A 21695-nucleotide genomic window follows, 5' to 3' on the forward strand; every position below is an offset into this window, starting at 1 on the left:
TTTACAAGTTGCAAAAATAGGAACATTTTTTCCGATATAGAACATTAAGGGGAAGTTTTATATAAAATTATAGATAATAACGCTGTTTTTATCGACGTAGAACCCCTTGAATAGAACTATTTTAGCTATTTCTCGAAAACATAATGCCAAATCTGTCTGTCGAAGTGTTCTTCTGTCGAATAACTAAAATTATCGCTTATTTCAGGTGCTTTAACACCGGAATTCAGCTTGCACGGACATTTCTCAATATATACTTCGTCCCATAGTTCGGCATCGATGAATGATTGGAGCAACTGACTCCCCCCCTCTACCAGTAGGGACTGTATTTTTTGTTGATATAGCACTTCCATGATCTGTGGCAGAATGTCCTGTGTGAAGTCAATCGTGCGATATGTGACGTTCTTCTTGTCCGGATGTTTTTCTGCTGTAAATACGATGGTGGGTACTTCTCCGTCAAACAGACGCAGGCTGTGGGGAAGAGACAGGGCACAGTCCAAAACGATGCGTACCGGATTCCGGCCGTACCAGTTGCGGACTGTCAGCGACGGATTGTCCAACAATGCTGTTCGCCTGCCTACCATGATTGCATCAGCCTCCGCTCTCTTTTTATGTACAAGCATGGAAGTAAGAGGGGAGGACAGTATTACGGGATTGCCGTATGTTCGTTCTACGTCAATGAAATGATCAGCCGATTCTGCCCATTTTAGTGTGATAAAGGGGCGGTGCAGCGTATTGAAAGTAATAAAGCGCCGGATCAGATGTTTGCATTCCTTCTCCAGTACGCCTACTGTCACTTCTCTTCCGGCGTTCCGCAACTTCTGAATCCCTCGTCCGGCGACCTGTGAGAACGGGTCCTGACAGCCGATTACAATACGGGGAATCTTTTCCTCGATAATCAAGTCGGCACAAGGAGGCGTCTTTCCGTAGTGTGAGCAAGGTTCCAGGCTGACATAAATGGTGGAACGGCTCAATAAAGACTTGTCTTTGACGGAACGAATCGCGTTTACTTCGGCATGCGCCTCTCCGCAGCGGATGTGATATCCTTCGCCGATAATACGTCCGTCACATACGATAACGGCTCCTACCATCGGGTTCGGAGCAACATTGCACAGTCCGTTTTTTGCCAGCTCAATGCAACGTCTCATGTATTTTTCTTCTTCCATTTTGGTGCTCTTCGCTATATTATTCTTACTTTTGCACTCCGAAATCGTAAAATATGAACCGCATCACTACTTACATCCGTCAGTCACTACAGGATATTTATCCGCCGGAAGAGGTCAAAGCTCTTTCGATGTTGATCTGTTGCGACATGTTGGGGGTGGATGCGCTTGATATTTACATGGGCAAAGATATAATTTTATCTGCATGCAAACAGCGTGAATTAGAAAACATTATATTCCGTTTGCAGAAAAATGAGCCAATACAGTACATACGGGGATATGCTGAGTTCTGTGGAAGGAACTTCCGGGTAGCTCCCGGCGTGCTGATCCCTCGTCCGGAGACGGCCGAACTGGTGGGCCTGATTGTGAAGGAGAATCCGGATGCACGTCGCCTATTAGATATAGGTACGGGAAGCGGATGTATCGCCATCTCTTTGGATAAAAATCTGCCGGATGCGAAAGTGGATGCCTGGGACATTTCGGAAGAAGCGTTGGCTATTGCCCGTAAGAATAATGAAGAGCTGGATGCTCAGGTCACCTTCCGTCGACAGGATGTTTTTTCTGCTGACGGAATGCAAGGGACATCTTACGATATAATTGTCAGTAATCCGCCCTACGTGACGGAAACTGAAAAAACAGAGATGGAGGCCAATGTACTTGACTGGGAGCCGGGACTTGCCCTGTTTGTTCCCGATGAAGACCCTCTGCGTTTCTATCGCCGGATTGCGGAACTGGGACGAAAACTACTCCGTCCGGGCGGCAAACTCTATTTTGAAATCAATCAGGCATACGGACAAGACATGATACGCATGATAGAAATGAACCAATATCGGGACGTTCGTGTTATAAAAGACATATTTGGAAAAGATAGAATACTTACAGCTAACCGATGAGTGCACAATTAACAGATGAAGAGGCGTTGAATCGTGTTGCCTCTTATTGCTCCGCTGCAGAACATTGCCGGGCAGAAGTAAATGAGAAATTACAGCGTTGGGGAATAGCCTATGAGACCATAGCGCGTATCCTTGAACGGCTGGAAACCGAAAAGTATATTGATGACGAGCGCTATTGCCGTGCTTTTGTGAACGATAAGTTTCGTTTTGCCAAATGGGGTAAGATGAAAATCGCACAGGGACTCTACATGAAGAAGATTCCTTCCGATGTGGCATGGCGTCATCTGAACGAAATTGATGAAGAGGAATATCTCTCCATCCTGCGTGACTTGCTGGCTTCCAAACGGAAAAGCATTCATGCGAAAGATGATTATGAACTGAACGGAAAACTGATGCGATTTGCGGTGAGCCGTGGTTTTGAACTCAAAGATATACGTCGTTGTATCGAAATTCCGGAGGAAGAGGAACAATTCAGTTAAAAAATAAACGGATTCTTCTTTCTATTCTCGTTCAATTTCTGTACTTTTGCGGCAAATAATTAATAGTTAGTTTAGTTATGAAAAACTTAGAGAGACTATTTGCGGAGAAACTTTTGAAGATTAAGGCTATTAAACTTCAACCCGCTAACCCTTTTACATGGGCTTCTGGATGGAAATCCCCCTTTTACTGTGACAACCGTAAAACTCTGTCCTATCCTTCTCTTCGTAATTTTGTGAAGATTGAAATTACACGTCTGATATTGGAACGATTCGGACAGGTGGATGCGATTGCAGGTGTGGCTACAGGTGCTATCCCGCAGGGAGCATTAGTGGCTGACGCGTTGAATCTGCCGTTCGTGTATGTTCGTTCTACCCCGAAAGACCACGGCTTGGAAAACCTGATTGAAGGAGAACTTCGTCCGGGTATGAAAGTCGTAGTGGTTGAAGATTTGATTTCTACAGGTGGTAGTAGTTTGAAGGCTGTGGAAGCAATTCGTCGCGATGGTTGTGAAGTGATCGGTATGGTAGCTGCTTATACGTATGGTTTTCCCGTTGCTGAGGAAGCATTCAAGAATGCCAAAGTACCTTTGGTGACGTTGACCAATTACGAAGCAGTGCTTGATGTAGCACTTCGTACCGGTTATATCGAAGAAGAAGATATTGCGACATTGAACGATTGGCGTAAAGACCCGGCTCATTGGGATGCAGGGAAATAATATTGTATTATTTGATCGGAAATTTTAGTAAGAAAGAACCATTCGGACAATATCTGTTCGGATAGTTCTTTCTTTGATTTTATACGAATAAAGAATTATGGCTAATTTTGAAAGTAGTGTAAAGGTAATACCTTACAGTCAGGAACGTGTGTATGCCAAGCTATCGGACTTGAGCAATCTGGAATCGGTAAAAGACCGTTTACCGGAAGATAAAATACAGGACTTGAGTTTTGATTCGGATACACTGAGCTTTAGCGTTTCGCCTATCGGCCAGCTGACCTTGCAGATTGTTGAGCGTGAACCTTGCAAATGTATTAAACTGGCAACTACCAACTCTCCGCTACCTTTTAATATGTGGATTCAGCTAGTTTCAACAGCAGAGGAAGAGTGCAAGTTGAAAGTGACTATCGGTATGGATATCAATCCGTTTATGAAAGCAATGGTACAGAAACCTCTTCAGGATGGTCTGGAGAAGATGGTTGAGATGCTGTCGATGATTCAATATTAAATAAGTATTAAGTATTAGGTATTAAGTATTAACCGTAGCTACGTTGATATTTATGGTAATACCTAATACTTAATACCTAATACTTAAATATTATGGCGCAGAAACTTTGGGAAAAATCCGTGCAGGTAAATAAAGACATCGAACGTTTCACGGTGGGACGTGACCGTGAGATGGATCTTTATCTGGCTAAACATGATGTACTCGGTTCTATGGCTCATATTACGATGCTCGAAAGTATCGGTCTGTTGACCAAGGAAGAACTGGAACAGTTGTTGGCTGAGTTGAAGAATATTTATGCTTCGGCCGAAAGAGGTGAGTTTGTAATAGAAGAAGGAGTAGAGGATGTGCATTCGCAGGTAGAATTGATGCTGACCCGCCGTTTGGGAGATATCGGTAAGAAGATTCACAGTGGTCGTTCGCGGAATGACCAGGTTTTGCTGGACCTCAAACTCTTTACCCGTACGCAGATTCGCGAGATCGCGGAAGCGGTGGAACAACTCTTTCATGTGCTGATTCTTCAGAGTGAGCGATATAAAAATGTCCTGATGCCGGGATATACCCATTTGCAGATTGCGATGCCTTCATCCTTTGGATTGTGGTTCGGTGCTTATGCCGAAAGCTTGGTGGATGATATGCAGTTCCTGCAGGCGGCTTTCAAGATGTGCAATCGCAATCCGTTGGGTTCTGCGGCAGGATATGGCTCCTCTTTCCCGTTGAACCGGACGATGACAACCGATTTGTTAGGTTTCGATTCGCTGAATTATAATGTCGTTTATGCGCAAATGGGACGTGGCAAATTGGAGCGTAATGTTGCTTTTGCATTGGCTACCATTGCCGGAACGATCTCCAAACTGGCCTTTGATGCTTGTATGTTCAATAGTCAGAACTTCGGTTTTGTGAAGCTGCCGGATGATTGTACTACCGGTTCGAGCATCATGCCTCATAAGAAGAATCCGGATGTATTCGAACTGACACGTGCCAAATGTAATAAACTGCAGTCTCTTCCTCAGCAGATAATGATGATAGCAAACAATCTGCCATCCGGTTACTTCCGTGACCTGCAGATTATAAAAGAGGCTTTCCTTCCCGCTTTCCAGGAACTGAAGGACTGCTTGCAGATGACGACTTATATCATGAATGAGATTAAGGTGAATGAACATATCCTTGATGATGATAAATATCTGTTTATTTTCAGTGTCGAGGAAGTGAATAGGCTGGCTCGTGAAGGCATGCCTTTCCGTGATGCGTATAAGAAAGTAGGTCTTGATATAGAAGCCGGAAAATTTACTCATGACAAACAGGTGCATCATACACACGAAGGAAGTATCGGTAATCTTTGTAATGATGAAATCTCCGCATTAATGCAACAAGTGGTCGATGGCTTCAATTTCTGTGGAATGGAGCAGGCCGAGAAAGCATTATTAGGGCGATAAAATATTTTCTGCCAAACTTTTTTAATCGAAAGTTTGGCAGAAACAAGGAAACTCCTTATCTTTGCACCCGTTGAAAAAAAGCGGAAATAGCTCAGTTGGTAGAGCATAACCTTGCCAAGGTTAGGGTCGCGAGTTCGAGTCTCGTTTTCCGCTCTCTTTGAAAGGATGCTCGAATGGTGGAATGGTAGACACGAAGGACTTAAAATCCTTTGGCCATTGCGGCTGTGCGGGTTCAAGTCCCGCTTCGAGTACGAGTATTCTTGATTAAAAGCTCTGTAAATCATTGATTTGCGGAGCTTTTTTTATATACCTGTCATGGGGCTATCTTGTCTCTAGTGCTGATTAAAGTTGGATTTATACTACTAAATTAAACTGAGAGTTAAACCAAGAGTTAAACCAAGAGTTTATGCGAATTAAGCTGTTTATGTATACCAAAACGGAAATTGGAAAGATACATGATTATTTGTATTAACATATAATTATTAATTTATTCAGTTGTTATTTGATTAATATTTTCATATTTTTGCAAATGTGTTTTTGGAATATTTTACGACAATCATGAGAATATTTATGAAATTCAGAAAGCCTTTGTTACTTCTAGTTCTTCTCGTTTACGGAACTTTAGGTAAGGGGCAAATTTATAAGTATATAGGACTGGAGGACGGTCTGAATAACCAGAAAATATACAATATTCAGAAAGACCGACGAGGGTATATGTGGTTTTTGACTCAGGAAGGGGTTGATCGTTACGATGGGAAGCATATCAAACATTACACCTTTTCAGATGACAGTATGAAACTGGACTCACGTATTGCTTTGAACTGGTTTTATATGGATAGAGGGGATGTATTATGGGTAATCGGTCAGAAAGGTCGTATTTTCAGGTATGATTCTCAACATGATAAATTTGAATTGGCTTATGTACATCCGGAGTTAATTAGAAATAAATCCCAAGCATTCCTTAATTATGGTTATCTGGATAAGAATGATCATATTTGGCTGTGTTATAAGGATACAATTACTTGGTATAATGTTCGTACAGGCACAACATCGCATATGCCAACGCCAGTCGACGGTGAAATAGCTACTATTGAGCAGACGGATGGCAATCATTTTTTTATAGGTACGGGAAGCGGCCTGTTTCGTGTTGGCGTGGAAAAAGGGGAACTGAAGCTTATTCCTGATGAAGTGGTGAAAAGTATAACTACACCTGTGCATGAACTTTATTACCATGCTATTTCAAAACAGCTGTTTGTGGGCAGTTATAAAGAGGGAATACTTATATATGATATAGGTCAAAGTTCAAAAATCACTTCCTGTTATTCACCTAATAATGTAGAAATTAATCAGATTGTTGCTCTGAATGCTGATGAGTTGTTGATAGCTACGGGTGGAAAAGGAGTATATAAGCTGGATGTAAATTCTTGCAAGAGTGAACCTTATATAACAGCTGACTATAGCAGTTATAATGGGATGAACGGAAACAATATCAATGATATCTATGTGGATGAGGAAGAGCGTATTTGGCTTGCCAATTATCCTACAGGTATTACCATTCGTAATAATCGTTATGGAAGTTATGATTTGATAAAGCATTCCCTCGGCAATAACCGGTCATTGGTGAATGATCAGGTCCATGATGTGATGGAGGATAGTGACGGTGACCTTTGGTTTGCAACCAGTAATGGTATTAGTTTTTATCAGACCGATAGAAGAGAATGGCGTTCCTTCTTTAGCTCTTTTGACCCGGTGCCGGATGATGAGAATCATATCTTTTTGGCGTTGTGTGAGGTTTCTCCAGGAGTGATATGGGCCGGTGGTTTTACGTCGGGCATTTACAAGATAGAAAAGAAGAAAGGGTTTAAAATAAGTTATCTTTCGCCTGCGGCCATTGCAGGAATACGTCCTGACCAATATATTTATGACATTAAAAAGGATTCGAGCGGTGATGTATGGTCCGGTGGATATTATCATTTGAAACGCATTAATCTTGAGACTAAAAATGTTCGTTTGTATCCGGGAGTAAGTTCCATCACTACCATTCTGGAGAAAGATGCCCGGCAAATGTGGATTGGTACAAGAATGGGACTCTATCAACTTGACAAGCAATCCGGTGTTTACCGGTATATTGACTTGCCTGTTGAATCTCCTTATATATGTGCATTATACCAGAGAGAAGATGGTATCCTGTATATTGGTACTCGTGGAGCAGGTCTTCTTGTTTATGATATCAATAAAAAGAAGTTTATTCATCAGTACCGAACTGAAAATTGTGCACTGATTTCTGATAATATTTATACGATTATTCCGCGTCAGGATGAAAATCTCCTGATGGGTATGGAGAATGGTATTACAATTTATTCACCTAAAGATCATTTTTTCCGTAACTGGACACGGGAGCAGGGACTGATGAGCGTAAATTTTAATGCCGGTTCTGCTACAACTTACAGTAACAGTACGCTTGTCTTTGGTGGCAATGATGGTGCTGTTAAGTTTCCGACAGACATAGAAATACCTGAGCCATATTATTCGCGTTTGTTATTACGGGATTTTATGATAGCTTATCATCCTGTCTATCCTGGTGATGACGGATCTCCCTTGAAGAAGGATATTAACGAGACTGATTGTCTGGAATTGGCCTACGGTCAAAACACTTTTTCGCTTGATGTGGCTTCCATAAATTATGATTATCCTTCTAATATTCTTTATTCATGGAAAATCGACGGTTATCATAAAGAGTGGACCCGTCCGAGTCAAGATAACCGGATTGTTGTTAGAAATCTGCCTCCTGGCAGTTATACATTACAAATTCGTACTGTATCTAATGAGGAGAAGTATAAAACTTATGAAACAAGGAGTATTCAGATCATTATTACCCCTCCGGTATGGGCCAGTATGTGGGCAATGGTGGGGTATGCAATTCTGGTGGTCTTGATTATGATTATCATATTCCGTGTTATTATGTTGCACAAACAGAAGAAGATTTCTGATGAGAAAACACGGTTCTTTATTAATACGGCCCATGATATACGTACGCCGCTGACATTGATAAAAGCTCCGCTGGAAGAAGTTGTCGAAAACCATATGGTGACAGAGAAGGCATTACCCCATATGAAGATGGCTCTAAAGAATGTGAATACATTGCTTCAACTGACAACCAACTTGATAAACTTTGAACGGATCGACGTATATTCGTCTACTCTTTATGTTTCTGAGTATGAATTGAACTCTTATATGAATGATGTTTGTGCTACTTTCCGCAAATATGCTGAGATGAAGCGTGTCAGATTTGTTTATGAGAGTAATTTTGATTATTTGAATGTGTGGTTTGATAGTGACAAAATGGGGTCTATCTTGAAGAATATTTTGTCAAATGCGTTGAAGTACACGCCAGAGAATGGTAGCGTGTGTATTTGTGCTTGCGAGGAAGGGGATACTTGGAGTATTGAGGTAAAGGATACAGGAATTGGTATTCCTTCATCTGAACAGAAGAAATTATTCAGAAATTGTTTCCGGGGTAGTAATGTAGTCAATTTGAAAGTGACCGGAAGTGGGATTGGATTGATGCTGGTATATAAACTGGTTAAGTTGCATAAAGGAAAGATCCATATTCAAAGTATTGAACATCAGGGAACATGCGTGCAAATTACTTTCCCGAAGGGAAATACCCATTTGCATAAAGCAAAGTTTATCTCTCCAAAAACACCGAATGAACGTATGGATGCTGTTGTATTGGGGGGAACTTCTGACTTACCGGTCTTGGAGGCACCTCAGATAAAAACCTCTTTACAGCGGATTCTAGTAGTGGAAGATAATGATGATTTGCGTAATTATCTTGTGGATATGCTTATGGCAGGGTATAATATCCAGTCCTGTTCCAATGGCAAAGATGCGCTTGTTATTATAAAGGAGTTTAATCCAGATCTTGTTATATCCGATATAATGATGCCTGAGATGAGTGGAGACGAACTGTGCTCAGCTATCAAAACGAGTGTGGAAATGTCTCACATTCCAGTCATATTGCTGACTGCGTTAGGGGATGAGAAAAATATACTTGGAGGACTGGAAATCGGAGCAGATGCTTATATCACCAAACCATTCAGTGTGGGTATACTAAAGGTGACTATTAAAAACATATTGGCAAATCGTGAATTACTCCGTCAGGTCTATAATAGTATCGAAAATAAAGAAAAGCATTTACCTGTCAATTGTACTAATACTTTGGACTGGAAATTCATAGCTTCAGTCAAGGAATGTATAGAGAAGAATATGGGAGATTTGGACTTTGGGGTAGATGTACTCAGTAATCAGCATCATATGAGTCGAACAAGTTTCTATAATAAACTGAAAGCACTGACCGGTTATGCTCCGGCTGACTACATCCGGATGATCCGTTTGCAACGTGCAGCACAATTATTAAAGCAGAAAGAATATACAATAACGGAGATTGCTGAAATTGTCGGGTTTTCGGATGCGAAGTATTTCAGGGAGGTATTTAAGAAGTATTATAATGTCAGTCCAAGTAAGTTTGTGAATTCGGATCAGGAATAGAGTAGACGAGATATCGTTTTATACCATTGTTGTTTCTTATAAACTTTTGGAGAGGATTATAGGACGCTAAATTTGAAAAGAAGAAGATGTCAAAAGCAAGATAAATGTATCATCCTGCTTTTGACATCTTCTTTTTTAAATAGATTATTTATAATAACTTGTTGGAGCCGAGTATGATCAGCATTGTATATCCCAAGATAAGTCCTATAATTCCCATAATAATACCCACCTTTTCCATATCTTTTTGCTGAATCATTCCTGTGGCATGTGCCAGGGCATTAGGTGGTGTACTAATTGGTAATATCATTGCCAGCGATGATCCGATGGCGACTCCAATTAATAAAGTCTCTACACCTCCCAATGATGACAGGTTTTCACGCATGCTGATTCCAGCAATGGCGAGAATAGGGACGAGTAATGCTGCAGTGGCTGTGTGTGAAATAAAGTTGGCCATAGCATAGCAAATCAGTCCGGAACCGACAATCATCAGTACAGGAGGCCATGTGCTGAATGGGATAGCTTCGATCATATGCTTTGCCAGTCCGGTCTCTTGCAAGGCTACGCCCAATGCGAAGCCGCCGGCTACCATCCAGAGTACACTCCAGCTGATCTCTTCCAGGTCACGTTTGGTAATAACGCCTGTTATACAAAAAACAGCTACCGGGATCATTGCCACTACATTGGAGTTTACTCCTGTAAATTTGTCGAACATCCACAATAGAACCGTTATAGCAAAGGTGATATAAACCACAATGGAACGCCAGTCTTTCTTTGCTTCACCTTCAATTTGCAGTTCGATGCTCTTTTGTTTGAATGGAAACAGCCGTAAGAGGATAAACCAGGCTATAAACAGTACAATAATGGTATAAGGCAACATAAAGCTCATCCATTCTCCAAAACCGATATTCAGATTTAATCCTTCCGGATCATTCAAATACTTTAAAGCAATGGCGTTAGGTGGTGTACCGATAGGAGTTCCCATACCACCTACATTGGCAGCAACGGGAATGGCCATAGCCAATCCGATTTTCCCTTTTCCATCTGCCGGAAGTGCTTTTAATACGGGAGTAAGGAAGGTAAGCATCATGGCCGCCGTAGCCGTATTGCTAAGAAACATGGAAAAGACAGCTGTAACGAGGATGAATCCCAATAGTACATATCGTGATTGTGTTCCGAAAGGTCTCAGCATAACTCGTGCCAACAATACATCCAGTCCGCTTTTGGTTGCTGCGATGGCAAGAATAAATCCGCCTATAAACAGCATGATGATAGGATCGGCAAAGCAATGCAGAATAGACTTATATTTGACTGTCTGTCCCAATTCCTCAGCAGGAGTATTTTGGGTTAAGAACCATAAACTACTGTCGGAAACGGTAAGTAATAGTAATACGACAATAAGAACGGAAGTGGTCCATGCCGGGACAGCTTCGAACACCCACATAAGTGTGGCGAAAATGAAAATGGAAATAAGCCTTTGTTCTATAACGGTCAACCCTTCTATTCCAAAAGTATCAATGGGAAGGAACCATAAAATAAGAGAGAGGGTAATAGCTATGGTTAACTTTATACATCGGGCCACTGTCTGATTCTTTGCTAACCGTTTAGCTTTCTTTAAGTCCTGATAGGCTTCTACCAGGTGGAAGCCATGAAAAATCTTGTACATAATATTAGAATGAGATAAAAATTAAAAAAAACGTTTGCAAAAATAACTTTTTATTTTGTATTTAGTTAGTCTGACATTAAAGATTTCTTTTATTCAACATCGTTATTAAAATCTTATGCAGATGGCTTGCTGTATTGAAAAAAGTAGTATTTTTGCCGCCGCTTTTGGAAAATGCATTTATAAAGTTTCCAATATTCAGTATTATTATAATCAAAAAAACATGAATTATTCTTGCAGAAAAACCATCGTTCCTATTATAATAGGAACATTACTTTCAGGCGCCTGCTCGAACGATGAACCAACCGGGGGAAAAGGCCATCAACAAACTTATTCAGTGGTATTAAAAGGAATTACGGTAGCAGGAGAAGAATCTTCTGAAGAACTCAAAGATGTATCGGTTTTCCAGTTTAGTGACGGGAGTTTATATAAAGAGGAACAGCTGACTCCCGGTAAAGGCGGGCAGTCGGAGATTTCTGCGGTCAGCGGATCTCGACTCTATTTTCTGACCGGACTGGAGATTCCTGCCGGAGAGAAAGCTAAAAGTGAAGAAGAATTTCGTAATACGATTATCGGTGAAGGATTGCATGATAATTCTGCACCGGATTTCATGGCGGCTGTAGTCGAATTGGAGAGCGGAGTAGTGACACGCAGCAATGCGGAGGTCAATGTAATTATGAAACGCGGCGTGGCGCGCATTGATTTGAACACAACAGCCGACAGCAAAACGCAGATAAAGGAAGTCATCGTAGAGAATGCTCCTGCCGAGACTTTGCCATTCCTCGAAAATGTCCGGGCGTCGGACAAAACAGTGAGCTACCGAAAGGAGTTTTCTTCTGCATTCGATGGCAAGCAAGAGGGGGTATTCCGTCTGTTCGAAAGCACACGTCCTGTCAATATCATCTTGCGTGGAACCTATGGTGAAGTCCCCATCAGGTTAAAAGTCGAATTACCTGTTGTCGAACGCAATAAAGTATATGAATTGGCAGTGCTCAATGTGGGAGCTGAAGTGACGGGCGTTTTTGAGATCAAACCGTGGGAAGAAGGAGAAACGATTGTCGGAAAGCCTGATACGAACCAACGTCTTTTGCTTAATGCGTCGAAATCCAGGATTCCGGAAGGGGTGAAAGTAGACTATGAGAATAATGTACTGGAAGTACCTGCTACAGGTGCTGATGACATGACGCTGGCGTTCGTTACAGACACTCGTATCGATATTTCTTCTACAGAAGGTGCTGGTAGCGGAACAAGTGTAGGCAATATGTCCGTGTCGGAAGAGGCGGAAGGTATTGTGTCAGCATTTAATGTATCGGTTGCAGCGCAAGGCAGCGGTCGCTTGGGCTATACGGTTTTGGTACATTTAAAAAATGCCTTGTTGAATGGAACATATGATTACGTGGAGATACGTGTGGCTCCGAGTGACAAACAGATTGAAACTGTGGAAATCGCAGGAAATGTATGGATGGCATTTAATGCGCGTAGCCGTGATCTGGAAGATCAGATTTATCCGTTGGACGGGGCTACGGTCGAAGACATGTATCATAAGAGTTGGATAAACACGGTGGGTGGTCTGTTCCAGTTTGGACGTTTATATATGTACGTGCCTTGGCAAGGGTATAATCCTTCCAACAATTTAGGTAATCAGACTGCTGATGCACCTTGGGTGAATGATACACATATGCCTTGCCCTGAAGGATACCGGATACCGACTAGTAACGAATGGCAGTCTCTGCTTCCTGCAGACCAAGAGATTCCGGGTAGATATAAGGCGGGAAATGGAGAGACGATTGCCGCTACACTTCACATCGGAGAAGGAACACTGATAACTCCGTCCAATGGTGTGACGGGAACACAGTATTATGTGAAGTTTACTTCAGAAGACACCGGTCGTAGCCTTATTATTCCTCTGGCTGGCTCGAAGGGAGATAAGTCGTCATCCAATAATCCGGCTTTCGGGAAAAGAGCTGTGTTGTGGACATACGAACGTAACGGCCTTCCGGGCGGTTATGCATGGGCTTACTGGTTGCCATTCGAAGGAGCCGAGGCAACCGTTATTAAGAAACAACGGTTACAGATGGAAGCATTTGCATCCGTACGTTGTGTAAAGAAATAGAGGAGGCTGTTTATGAAGATGCTAAGAATCATAATGATATTACTGGGCGCATTATTGCTTGCCAACTGTTCGGGCGATTTTGAACAGGAGACCGGCATTGTTCCTTCCCATTCCGGACAAGTGTCGTTTTTGTTTGGGTTGCAGCAAGATGATGCGTCCGTGGTGCAGACACGTGGAAGCAAACCGGAGCAGATCACTCGTATGTGGTATGCTATTGCCAATGAACGTGGAGAGATTATTAAGCCCTTATATCAGAAGCTGGAAGAAAACTTCTCAAAATTGACTATCGAAGGATTGAGTATGGGGGATTATACAGTCGTTTTTCTGGCTACTACGAGCGAGGAAGAAGATGAGGCTGTCAAAGAACCCGAAAAACTGTCCGATGACTGGTTGATAAATCATGCGGAAAATGCGCCGTTAGATGCGGTTTACTTTTATAAGAAAATAGAATTGCATATCGGCAGAGATCAGGCTTCGGTGTCGCATACAGTGGTCTTGGAGCGTTCTGTAGGAAGAGTGGATGTCGATTTGAATGTATCGTCCGATTATATGTGGAGATTCATTCGTAAAATCGATGTAACTTTCGACGATGCCGAAGGAATATATGCCACTCTTGGTGCAGACGGGAAATATTCCGGAACCAAAAAGATAGAATCTTATGACATTACCGGGAAATACTCGTTTTACTCATTGCCCGGCACAAAAGCATTATCCGGATTTGTGACGATTGAGTCAGATCGCAGTGACGGAACTCAGTTTGTCCGTAAATACCGTTTCACGGATTGTAAGATTGAGGCAGGCCGTGTGTCTCATATTAGTATTGATTATCTGCATCCGGAAAATCAGGATGGTTCACTTTATGTTCGCAAGGAGGATTTCTTTCGGTTTCGCGCTGATACGATGTTTTTGGCCAGTGAGCCACGTGAGGTCTTTTATGACAGTCGCCGTCGTTCTTTTTATGCGAATGCTCCGTTGCAGGTTTCCATTTCAGACGAACATCAGTTGCTTGTCAAGTTCTTTTCTCCTGTAGGTATTCAGGATGTGAAGATTATGTGCCGCTTTAATAAATTTAGCATGGAATTCTTCGAACTGGCATATTTTGAACAGATTTATCCATTTATGGAAGCGTCATTCCCCTTGCCGGTTGTAGATTCGGAACGGACATTCACTACAAGTAGTGGACGAAAGATAGTAGTGCCTGCACAGCCCGGACTTTCCAATGACGATGTGACGCTTGTTATTCGTACAGAAGACCCGTTTATGAAGAAGATGGAACAGATAGACAGCCGTTGGTTTATACGTTTTTCTTCTTATTCGGCTGACAATGGCCATGCGTATTGGCGTCATATGAATCCGTTATTGTGCCGTCATGGAGTGGCGTTGGCTGTCAATATGGCTTTCATGTTCTCTTCCGAAGAGTTTAATATGGAAATGAACAAATACGAAGGTTTGTTGAAAGACAATGGAGGAAATCCGATCAATCTGGATGCGTTACGTCAAAGAATCCGTAATCATGGCGGGCTTGTGCTGGGTTGTGTTGCCGGTGTCGGCGGATTAGGTGGAGGCAATACGTACGGCTTGGCTAATTATTGTTATACCGGTGTTTATTTTGATGCGACTCCTCCGGATGCCCATCCGCATAATTATCCCCGTCAGGCCATGTTTCATGAATACGGGCATTGCCTTGGGTATAACCATAGCAGTACGATGACATATGGTGACCAATGGACGGTGTTGTGTGCAACGGTTTTTGTGAACATGGGAAAGAATGGCAAATTGCCGGTATGTTCGAAAGAGATAATAGCACAGTTACCGATGTAATCTGAAATCTTTTTCCTTCTTGCTTATTGCAAGTACAAGAAAAGCCCCGAACCATCACGGTCCAGGGCTTTTTTCATCATTATAAACATGTATATAAGCAATACTAAATTTAAACACGTAAGACATCACGCATACAAACGACGCTAACTGCCCATTATGGGCTGTCAACATTTGCAAATATATATATTTATAGATTAAGAAAGAATATCGCATCGTCACGAGTGAATATTCTGAGTAAAATGATATTAAATCAGTAGTAATTTCAAATGGTTCCGCCATCACAACGAAACGACATTTGTAATAAATTCAATATTAAACATGTCTAACTTTGTACTTTGACAAACTTTCAATTATGACTAAGACTGCAAAGATACGGCTTTTTTAATAAATATGCAATAATTATAATGTCGTAAATTCACTTCTGTCATTCGTAAGGGGGAGGCTGTTGAGCGGATATTAAATCGGGGAAAGTTTTATTTGACTATCGTTGATGGATGTGGGATTTATAGGATATAGAATCACGACCTATAAATACTTGTTTTTAGAGTAAATATTGAGAATATATTAAAAATGGAACATATAATACCAAAAATAGCACTTGCGGTAGTGTTTTTTAATAATTAACTTTGCATAATTTTATGTGATAAGAAATATTTAATATTTAACTATGAAGATTATGAAGAAAAGATTGTTGTATTTGTTCATGCTTATTTGTTCCATAAGTTTATTTGTGAGTTGTAGTGATGATGATGATGTGAAATATCCTGTTGATAGTGAACTTGCAGGTGCATATAAGGGAACGATGGATGTATATTATGTGGGAGTATCTACTCCTATTGCTTCTGATATGGTTCAGAAGGTTTATATTTCAAAGGCTTCAGATACTGCCGTTAAATTAGAATTGAGAAACTTTACTATTACCGTGGCAGGTACTGAACTTCTTATTGGTGATATAACAGTGGATAATTGTGCTCTGACAAAAAGTGGTGATACATATAAGTTCTCAGGCAATCAGAAGTTAAGTCTTGTGGTGGGTGTGTGCAATACATCCGTTTCGGGTACAATTGGTAAGGATGCTGTAGATATGGTTATTGATGTAGATGTAGAAGGCGGAATGAAAGTTAAAGTCAATTATAAAGGTGCTAAACTATCGGGAAGTGAAAAATCAGAGGCTAAAATTACTAGTTTTACTATTGATAATGAGGTTGTGACAGTAGCGCCGGTTATTGATGAAGAAAAGGGTACAATCTTGTTCAAAGTGAATGACGAAGCTACTGATGATGATTTGAAATCATTGACTCCGATTGTTGAAATATCAGAAAAAGCTACAGTGGCTCCCAAAAGTGGTGTCCCACAGGATTTTTCTGCTGGTAAAACTGTTACCTATACAGTTATAGCAGAAGATGGAACGACTAAGAAATATGTAGTTTCAATAGCGGGTAGTCAGAATTTTTTAAAGTATTCATTTGATACTTGGGTTGTTCAACATGAAGGTTTGAAAAATGAATATTGGAATCCGGCTCCAGTGGATCAATTGAGCACTTCCAATGAAGGAGCAGGGCTTTTGGCTACTTTAGGTTTTAAAGGTGGTTTTCCTGTTGTAGAAGATAAAGATGGTTATAGTGGCTCCTCTGCCAAGTTGATAACTTTATATACAAAAGGAGCTGGTTTTGGATTGGCTCCTGCGATAACTTCGGGTTCTTTATTTACTGGTAGTTTTAAGACTGATGCATCAGATCAATTAAATTCTACTAAGTTTGGTATTCCATATGCAAAAAAGCCTGTGATATTTAAAGGTATTTATAAATATACTCCTGGTGATAACTATGTAGATGGTTCTGATAAAAAGAATGTTTTGGAGCATCTGGAAATTGTGGATGAGTGCTCTATAATGGCTGTTTTGTATGAAGCTGTGGATAGTGAAGGCAAAGAGGTGATACTTACTGGGCATGATATTGCATCTTCGGAGTATCGTGTAGCTGTAGCTGTATTGGAAGATGGTGGAGCAAAAGCTGAGTGGACTACTTTTGAGTTGCCATTCAATAATTTGGACGGAAAATCTTATGATATGTCTAAATCATATAAACTGGCAATTGTATGTTCCTCAAGTAAAGATGGTGCAGCTTTTAAAGGAGCTGTAAATAGTACTTTAATTATCGATGAGTTAGAGGTTATTGGAGAATGATGAGGAGGTTAGATTGAATCAATTAGTTAGAAATATAACTTTGAAAACTATAGTATTTTTGAATAAAAAGGGGGGATTTTAATCTCCCCTTTTTTAATGCTCTTTTGTTAGATGTAGTGTAAATATGAACCTTAAAAACTCTATAATAACAGTGCTTTTGGTAATGTAATCTTAAAATCAGATCATAAAATACAAAGAATAGACCTTGTGATAACTAATATAAATATGTTACTTTGTACCCGATTTTGCGATCAAATAGATTATTAATTAAATAACAGAATTATGAAAAAGAGTTTGTTGTATTTGTTTATGCTTATTTGTTCAGTCAGCCTTTTTACGGCTTGTAGTGATGACGACCCAGAAACTATTCGGGATGGTGAAATTGATGGAGTTTATTGGGGTAAGTTAGATGTTGATGCAGCTGGAGTTATTGAAGTTAATGATATAACACAAAAAGTATATATTTCTAAGACTGGTGAAAACCAAATTAAGATGGAACTGAGAAACTTTAGTTTTCAGACATTGAATCTTGGTACTATTGCAGTAGAACAGATTTCTGTACAAAAAAATGGTAATAGTTATACTTTTGCAGGTAGTCAGAATATTACATTATTAGTTGGTGAATGTGCTGTAACAGTGAATGGAACTATTGAAGGTGATAAACTGGCAATGAATATAGCTGTTGTTGCTGGCGGAACTTTGAATGTGAAGGTTGATTTTGCAGGAACAAAACTGTCTGCAGATCAAAGTTCAGAGGCTGCGATCCAGAGCTTTGTAGTTAAGATAGGAGATGCAAATGTAGAGGGGAAAATAGATGGGAATAATATTAGTTTTATTATTCCAGATGGATTGGAGAACTTGACGTTTGCGCCTACTATTGTTATTTCTGATAAAGCAACAATAACTCCTGCTTCTGGAGTAGAACAAGATTTTTCATCTCCTGTAATATACACAGTGACTTCCGAAGATGGAATTGTAACTACTAAATATACAGTTTCTGTATCAGGTCAAATAAGGGATTTTGGATTCGATGAATGGGAGACTATCAAATCATCTACATCGGGTTCTACAGAACAATACGATGTTCCTAAAGGACTTTATGGTACTAGTAATCCGGGAATTATGACAATTAATGAGATGTTTGGTTCAAATCTTCCAGAGCTGTTCTCATATACAGTTTCTCCTGTAGAAGGACAAAGTGGTAAAGCAGCTAAATTGCAAACAGTTTATACTTACATGTTTTTAAATGGTATGGATTTTAATGCATTATTAGGAGGGTTGGTACCTTATGTAACAGCAGGCTCATTATTTACAGGTATCTTTAAAACTGATATGAATAATACTTTGAATAGTACAAAGTTTGGTGTTCCTTTTGTTGGGGAACCTGCTACTTTTACTGGCTATTATAAATATACTCCAGGGACAACATATTATAATAATAAAAATGAAGTCATAGCTGATAAAACAGATGAATGTTCAATATATGCAGTTTTGTATGAAGAACTTTTGGATGAAGAGAATAACAACATTCCATTGAATGGAGACTACAATGATCCTGATCTATATATTGGAAGCTCTAAACGTATTATAATGAAGGCCGTTTTGGAAGATGGAACAGCGAAGAGTGATTGGACTAAGTTCTCTATCCCATTTAAATTATTGGAAGGGAAAAGTTATGATGCAACTAAAAAATATTATTTAGCTATTGTGTGTTCCTCAAGTGCTGAAGGAGACTACTTTATGGGCGCTCCGGGTAGTACCTTATTTGTTGATAGTTTTACAGTAACACCTCAATAGTGTGTTGAGTATAAGAAATATATAACAGAAAAAGCCGTTAATTTTAATTGCATTAATGTATACAATTGGAATTAACGGCTTTTTTAGTTGTTTTTTATTTAAATAAATTTGTAGTGTTCCCTCTAGAACGCATACCCGAATCCTACATTTAAATAAATAGGATACATAGCAAATGAAATCGTATCAAAATCCTTCTTGAAGATATCGTTCAATCCCCATGTCAAGTCAGCATACACATTTAAATGTTTGAATGCTCTCCACTCACCGCCTAATTGCAATCCCCATTGGAATTTACGCAGATTGTCAGAGAAATCATAAGTAGCAATGCTTTCACCAGTAAAATCTACTCGCGAACCTGTCTGATCCGGAGTACGCAAGTGACCTTCATATACATGTCCGGAGAAGTTTCTTTCAATAAGATAAGATACATACGGACCTGCTGAGACTTTCCAACGTTTGCTTACTTTATAGTTGGCAACTACTGGGATAGTCAGATAAGAGTTTTTGACTTTAGTCTTTACGCCACCGGTCCATAAGCCTTGTAACTCTCCACCGTTGGTGTTGATAATCTTCATCCCATAGTTCTTTACTGTGGCTTCTGTGGTCATATTCTTGTTTTCAAGTCGTACCCCTACAGTCATTCCCCATTTCGTGTCAAACCATTTAGTTGCGTTTCCTTCAATTGAAATGGCGAGGCCACCAGGGGCATAGCTATCTATTTTACGAATTTCTTCAGGTAGAGGCAATGGAGAAGTTCCTCCAATACTGAAACCCGCCTTGATTCCATATTCCCATCCGTGTAAGTACGACCAGATGATACCTTGATTTCTTTCTTCTTGCGCCTGCGCTGAAAGTGTACTTACTAATAGTAGTACAGCTATAATATTGAGTAATTTATATCTTTTCATTTTCTTGTTTTTTTAGTCTTCGCAAATAAGTTCTACTTCATCGACATACAGTGTACTGCCTACTGCTCCCTTAAAATATGCACCGTCTACACTGGACGAAAGCACTATACCTAATTTGTATTTTCCATTTTTTAATTTGGTATCATCAATTACTCGTCCTTTTACCGGTTCGAAAGGAATTTCAAAATCAGTCCATTGATCTGATTCAACAACATCTTCCGGTTTAATTCGCGCTAATGATACTAACTTATCTGAAGTAAATACATCATCACCATTAAGCATGACAGAATTGTTCTCAGCTTCATACATAACAGCATAAATATCACATTTGTCTCTTACACCCTCTTGTGGTTTTCCTTCTACGGAATATACATCTCCTGCTTTAAATTTATAGTGTACTTTGAGCGTTTTAGGGCGTTTATAGAACTGGAAACCGAAATTAGTGGCTTTTCTAGGATCTGTTAATGCATTTCCTACCTCAAATGTTCCGATAAATAAGTTACCGGCAGCAATATACATCTTTACCATTGCTCCAAAACTACCGGTATCACGAGTTTCCAATTTAACTCCTTTACCTCTGAAACCATTGGCTACCTGTACAGTTGGGTAATCTGTTTTGGAGTTTGCCATACCTGTCAATTTAAAACCCGGATTACCACTTGACCATTGTAATACTTTAGATATTTCTTGTGAAGTGCCCGGCTGGAATTCATAAAAGATATCGTAGTCATTGGAAGGTAATAACTCTTCAAAGTTGAAAGAAGTAGGTAATTCTGCTAAAACGACATTGACGGTATAAACAGGTTTCCATTGACCGTCTTCTGATGTGACAGTGAATTTCCGGGAATGTGGCTCTTCACTAAAGTCATATGTGGCTTCTGTATCTCCAGCAGCTTGATCATTTATTTTTATAGTGGCTCCTTCCGGAATTACAAATTCTAACTTTTGTTTGGACAAGTCAGCTCCCTTGTTTACATATACATTAATCAGCTTTGAATCAGCATTGATGTTTGCTAATTGTACATCATCACCTGTACAAGCATCAATGGCTGCTTCTGAGTTCAGTGCTTCATCCTGTATGCAGGAAGTTGCAGCACAAGCTAGTATGAAACAGGTTATTAAAGTCTTAATTTTCATGCGGTTTAATCTTTTTAGTTACTAATTCAGTCTCTTTTTATAAAACTCGGGTGCAAAGTTAAGTTTCTTTTTGAAATCTAGCGCTCTGTTAGTGAGGTAATTCAATAAAATTAGTGCCTTTTATGAAAATAGTGTGGACTAAAAGATGAAAAAGGCTTTTGCTTAGTTTACTAATAATTCATTCCAAAATACCAAAGTGGGATAGATCGAATGGGTACTATATTCGTGCTCGTACTCTTTAATAACTTGTTGAAGTTTTCGTATAAGCAATCCATAGCTGAAGTGCATTTATCTGCAATGATGCGATAGTTGCACAACAAAAGTGCAGTATTAT

The 21695-nt window shown here is 40.0% G+C and carries 14 protein-coding genes and 2 tRNA genes; 12 read left to right on the forward strand and 4 right to left on the reverse strand.

The genetic code is table 11. The features are described from left to right. Positions 1-125 precede the first annotated feature (125 nt). Entirely contained in the window at positions 126-1163 is a 1038-nt protein-coding gene (gene ribD, locus ACHLI0_RS16345) for a bifunctional diaminohydroxyphosphoribosylaminopyrimidine deaminase/5-amino-6-(5-phosphoribosylamino)uracil reductase RibD (RefSeq protein ID WP_490749693.1), read from the reverse strand. A 53-nt stretch (positions 1164-1216) separates the two neighbouring features. Here ribD and prmC point away from each other — a divergent pair, with 53 nt between their 5' ends. The 8 genes from prmC to ACHLI0_RS16385 all read left to right on the forward strand — a co-directional run bounded on the left by prmC (position 1217) and on the right by ACHLI0_RS16385 (position 9740). Then, positions 1217-2053 carry a peptide chain release factor N(5)-glutamine methyltransferase gene (gene prmC / locus ACHLI0_RS16350; RefSeq protein WP_055220424.1) on the forward strand — a complete coding sequence of 279 codons (837 nt, stop codon included), beginning with the start codon at positions 1217-1219 and terminating at the stop codon, positions 2051-2053. Further along, positions 2050-2532, forward strand: a complete 483-nt coding sequence (locus ACHLI0_RS16355; RefSeq protein ID WP_008762666.1) for a regulatory protein RecX — start codon at positions 2050-2052, stop codon at positions 2530-2532. The genes prmC and ACHLI0_RS16355 overlap by 4 nt, the downstream gene beginning before the upstream one ends. Positions 2533-2609: 77 nt before the next feature. Next, the gene (pyrE, locus tag ACHLI0_RS16360) at positions 2610-3248 is read left to right on the forward strand and encodes an orotate phosphoribosyltransferase (RefSeq protein WP_008762667.1); all 639 of its coding nucleotides are present in this window, start codon (positions 2610-2612) and stop codon (positions 3246-3248) included. Positions 3249-3345: 97 nt separating this feature from the next. Then, positions 3346-3756, forward strand: coding sequence for a polyketide cyclase (locus ACHLI0_RS16365; protein ID WP_055220422.1), 411 nt, complete (start codon positions 3346-3348; stop codon positions 3754-3756). A 92-nt stretch (positions 3757-3848) separates the two neighbouring features. Continuing rightward, complete coding sequence (argH, locus tag ACHLI0_RS16370) at positions 3849-5189, forward strand: argininosuccinate lyase (protein ID WP_490749694.1); 1341 nt, start codon at positions 3849-3851, stop codon at positions 5187-5189. Between the two features lie 80 nt (positions 5190-5269). Beyond that, a tRNA-Gly gene (locus ACHLI0_RS16375) sits at positions 5270-5342 on the forward strand. 14 nt (positions 5343-5356) lie between these two features. Continuing rightward, a tRNA-Leu gene (locus ACHLI0_RS16380) sits at positions 5357-5440 on the forward strand. 307 nt (positions 5441-5747) lie between these two features. Further along, positions 5748-9740 (forward strand): hybrid sensor histidine kinase/response regulator transcription factor, encoded by a 3993-nt coding sequence (locus tag ACHLI0_RS16385; protein WP_490749696.1) that lies wholly within the window; start codon positions 5748-5750, stop codon positions 9738-9740. Positions 9741-9888: 148 nt separating this feature from the next. On the opposite strand, the gene ACHLI0_RS16390 is transcribed toward ACHLI0_RS16385, so the two are convergent. Continuing rightward, a complete protein-coding gene (locus ACHLI0_RS16390) occupies positions 9889-11403 on the reverse strand; it encodes an SLC13 family permease (protein WP_008762675.1) in 1515 nt (504 codons plus the stop codon). A 220-nt stretch (positions 11404-11623) separates the two neighbouring features. Between ACHLI0_RS16390 and ACHLI0_RS16395 the strand changes: the two genes are divergently transcribed. From ACHLI0_RS16395 to ACHLI0_RS16410, 4 genes are all read left to right on the forward strand, one after another. Continuing rightward, positions 11624-13513 carry a fibrobacter succinogenes major paralogous domain-containing protein gene (locus ACHLI0_RS16395; protein WP_490749697.1) on the forward strand — a complete coding sequence of 630 codons (1890 nt, stop codon included), beginning with the start codon at positions 11624-11626 and terminating at the stop codon, positions 13511-13513. A gap of 12 nt (positions 13514-13525) precedes the next feature. Beyond that, positions 13526-15334, forward strand: coding sequence for a hypothetical protein (locus ACHLI0_RS16400; RefSeq protein WP_490749698.1), 1809 nt, complete (start codon positions 13526-13528; stop codon positions 15332-15334). 676 nt (positions 15335-16010) lie between these two features. Next, entirely contained in the window at positions 16011-17519 is a 1509-nt protein-coding gene (locus ACHLI0_RS16405; RefSeq protein WP_490749699.1) for a PCMD domain-containing protein, read from the forward strand. A gap of 282 nt (positions 17520-17801) precedes the next feature. Then, on the forward strand, positions 17802-19316 hold the full coding sequence (locus ACHLI0_RS16410) for a PCMD domain-containing protein (protein ID WP_490749700.1): 1515 nt from the start codon (positions 17802-17804) through the stop codon (positions 19314-19316). Between the two features lie 122 nt (positions 19317-19438). Here ACHLI0_RS16410 and ACHLI0_RS16415 read toward each other — a convergent pair whose 3' ends face one another. Continuing rightward, on the reverse strand, positions 19439-20224 hold the full coding sequence (locus ACHLI0_RS16415; protein ID WP_008766969.1) for a porin family protein: 786 nt from the start codon (positions 20222-20224) through the stop codon (positions 19439-19441). A gap of 12 nt (positions 20225-20236) precedes the next feature. Continuing rightward, the gene (locus ACHLI0_RS16420) at positions 20237-21361 is read right to left on the reverse strand and encodes a PCMD domain-containing protein (RefSeq protein WP_490749701.1); all 1125 of its coding nucleotides are present in this window, start codon (positions 21359-21361) and stop codon (positions 20237-20239) included. Between the last annotated feature and the right edge of the window lie 334 nt (positions 21362-21695).

Source organism: Bacteroides sp. RCH18 (assembly GCF_058231005.1).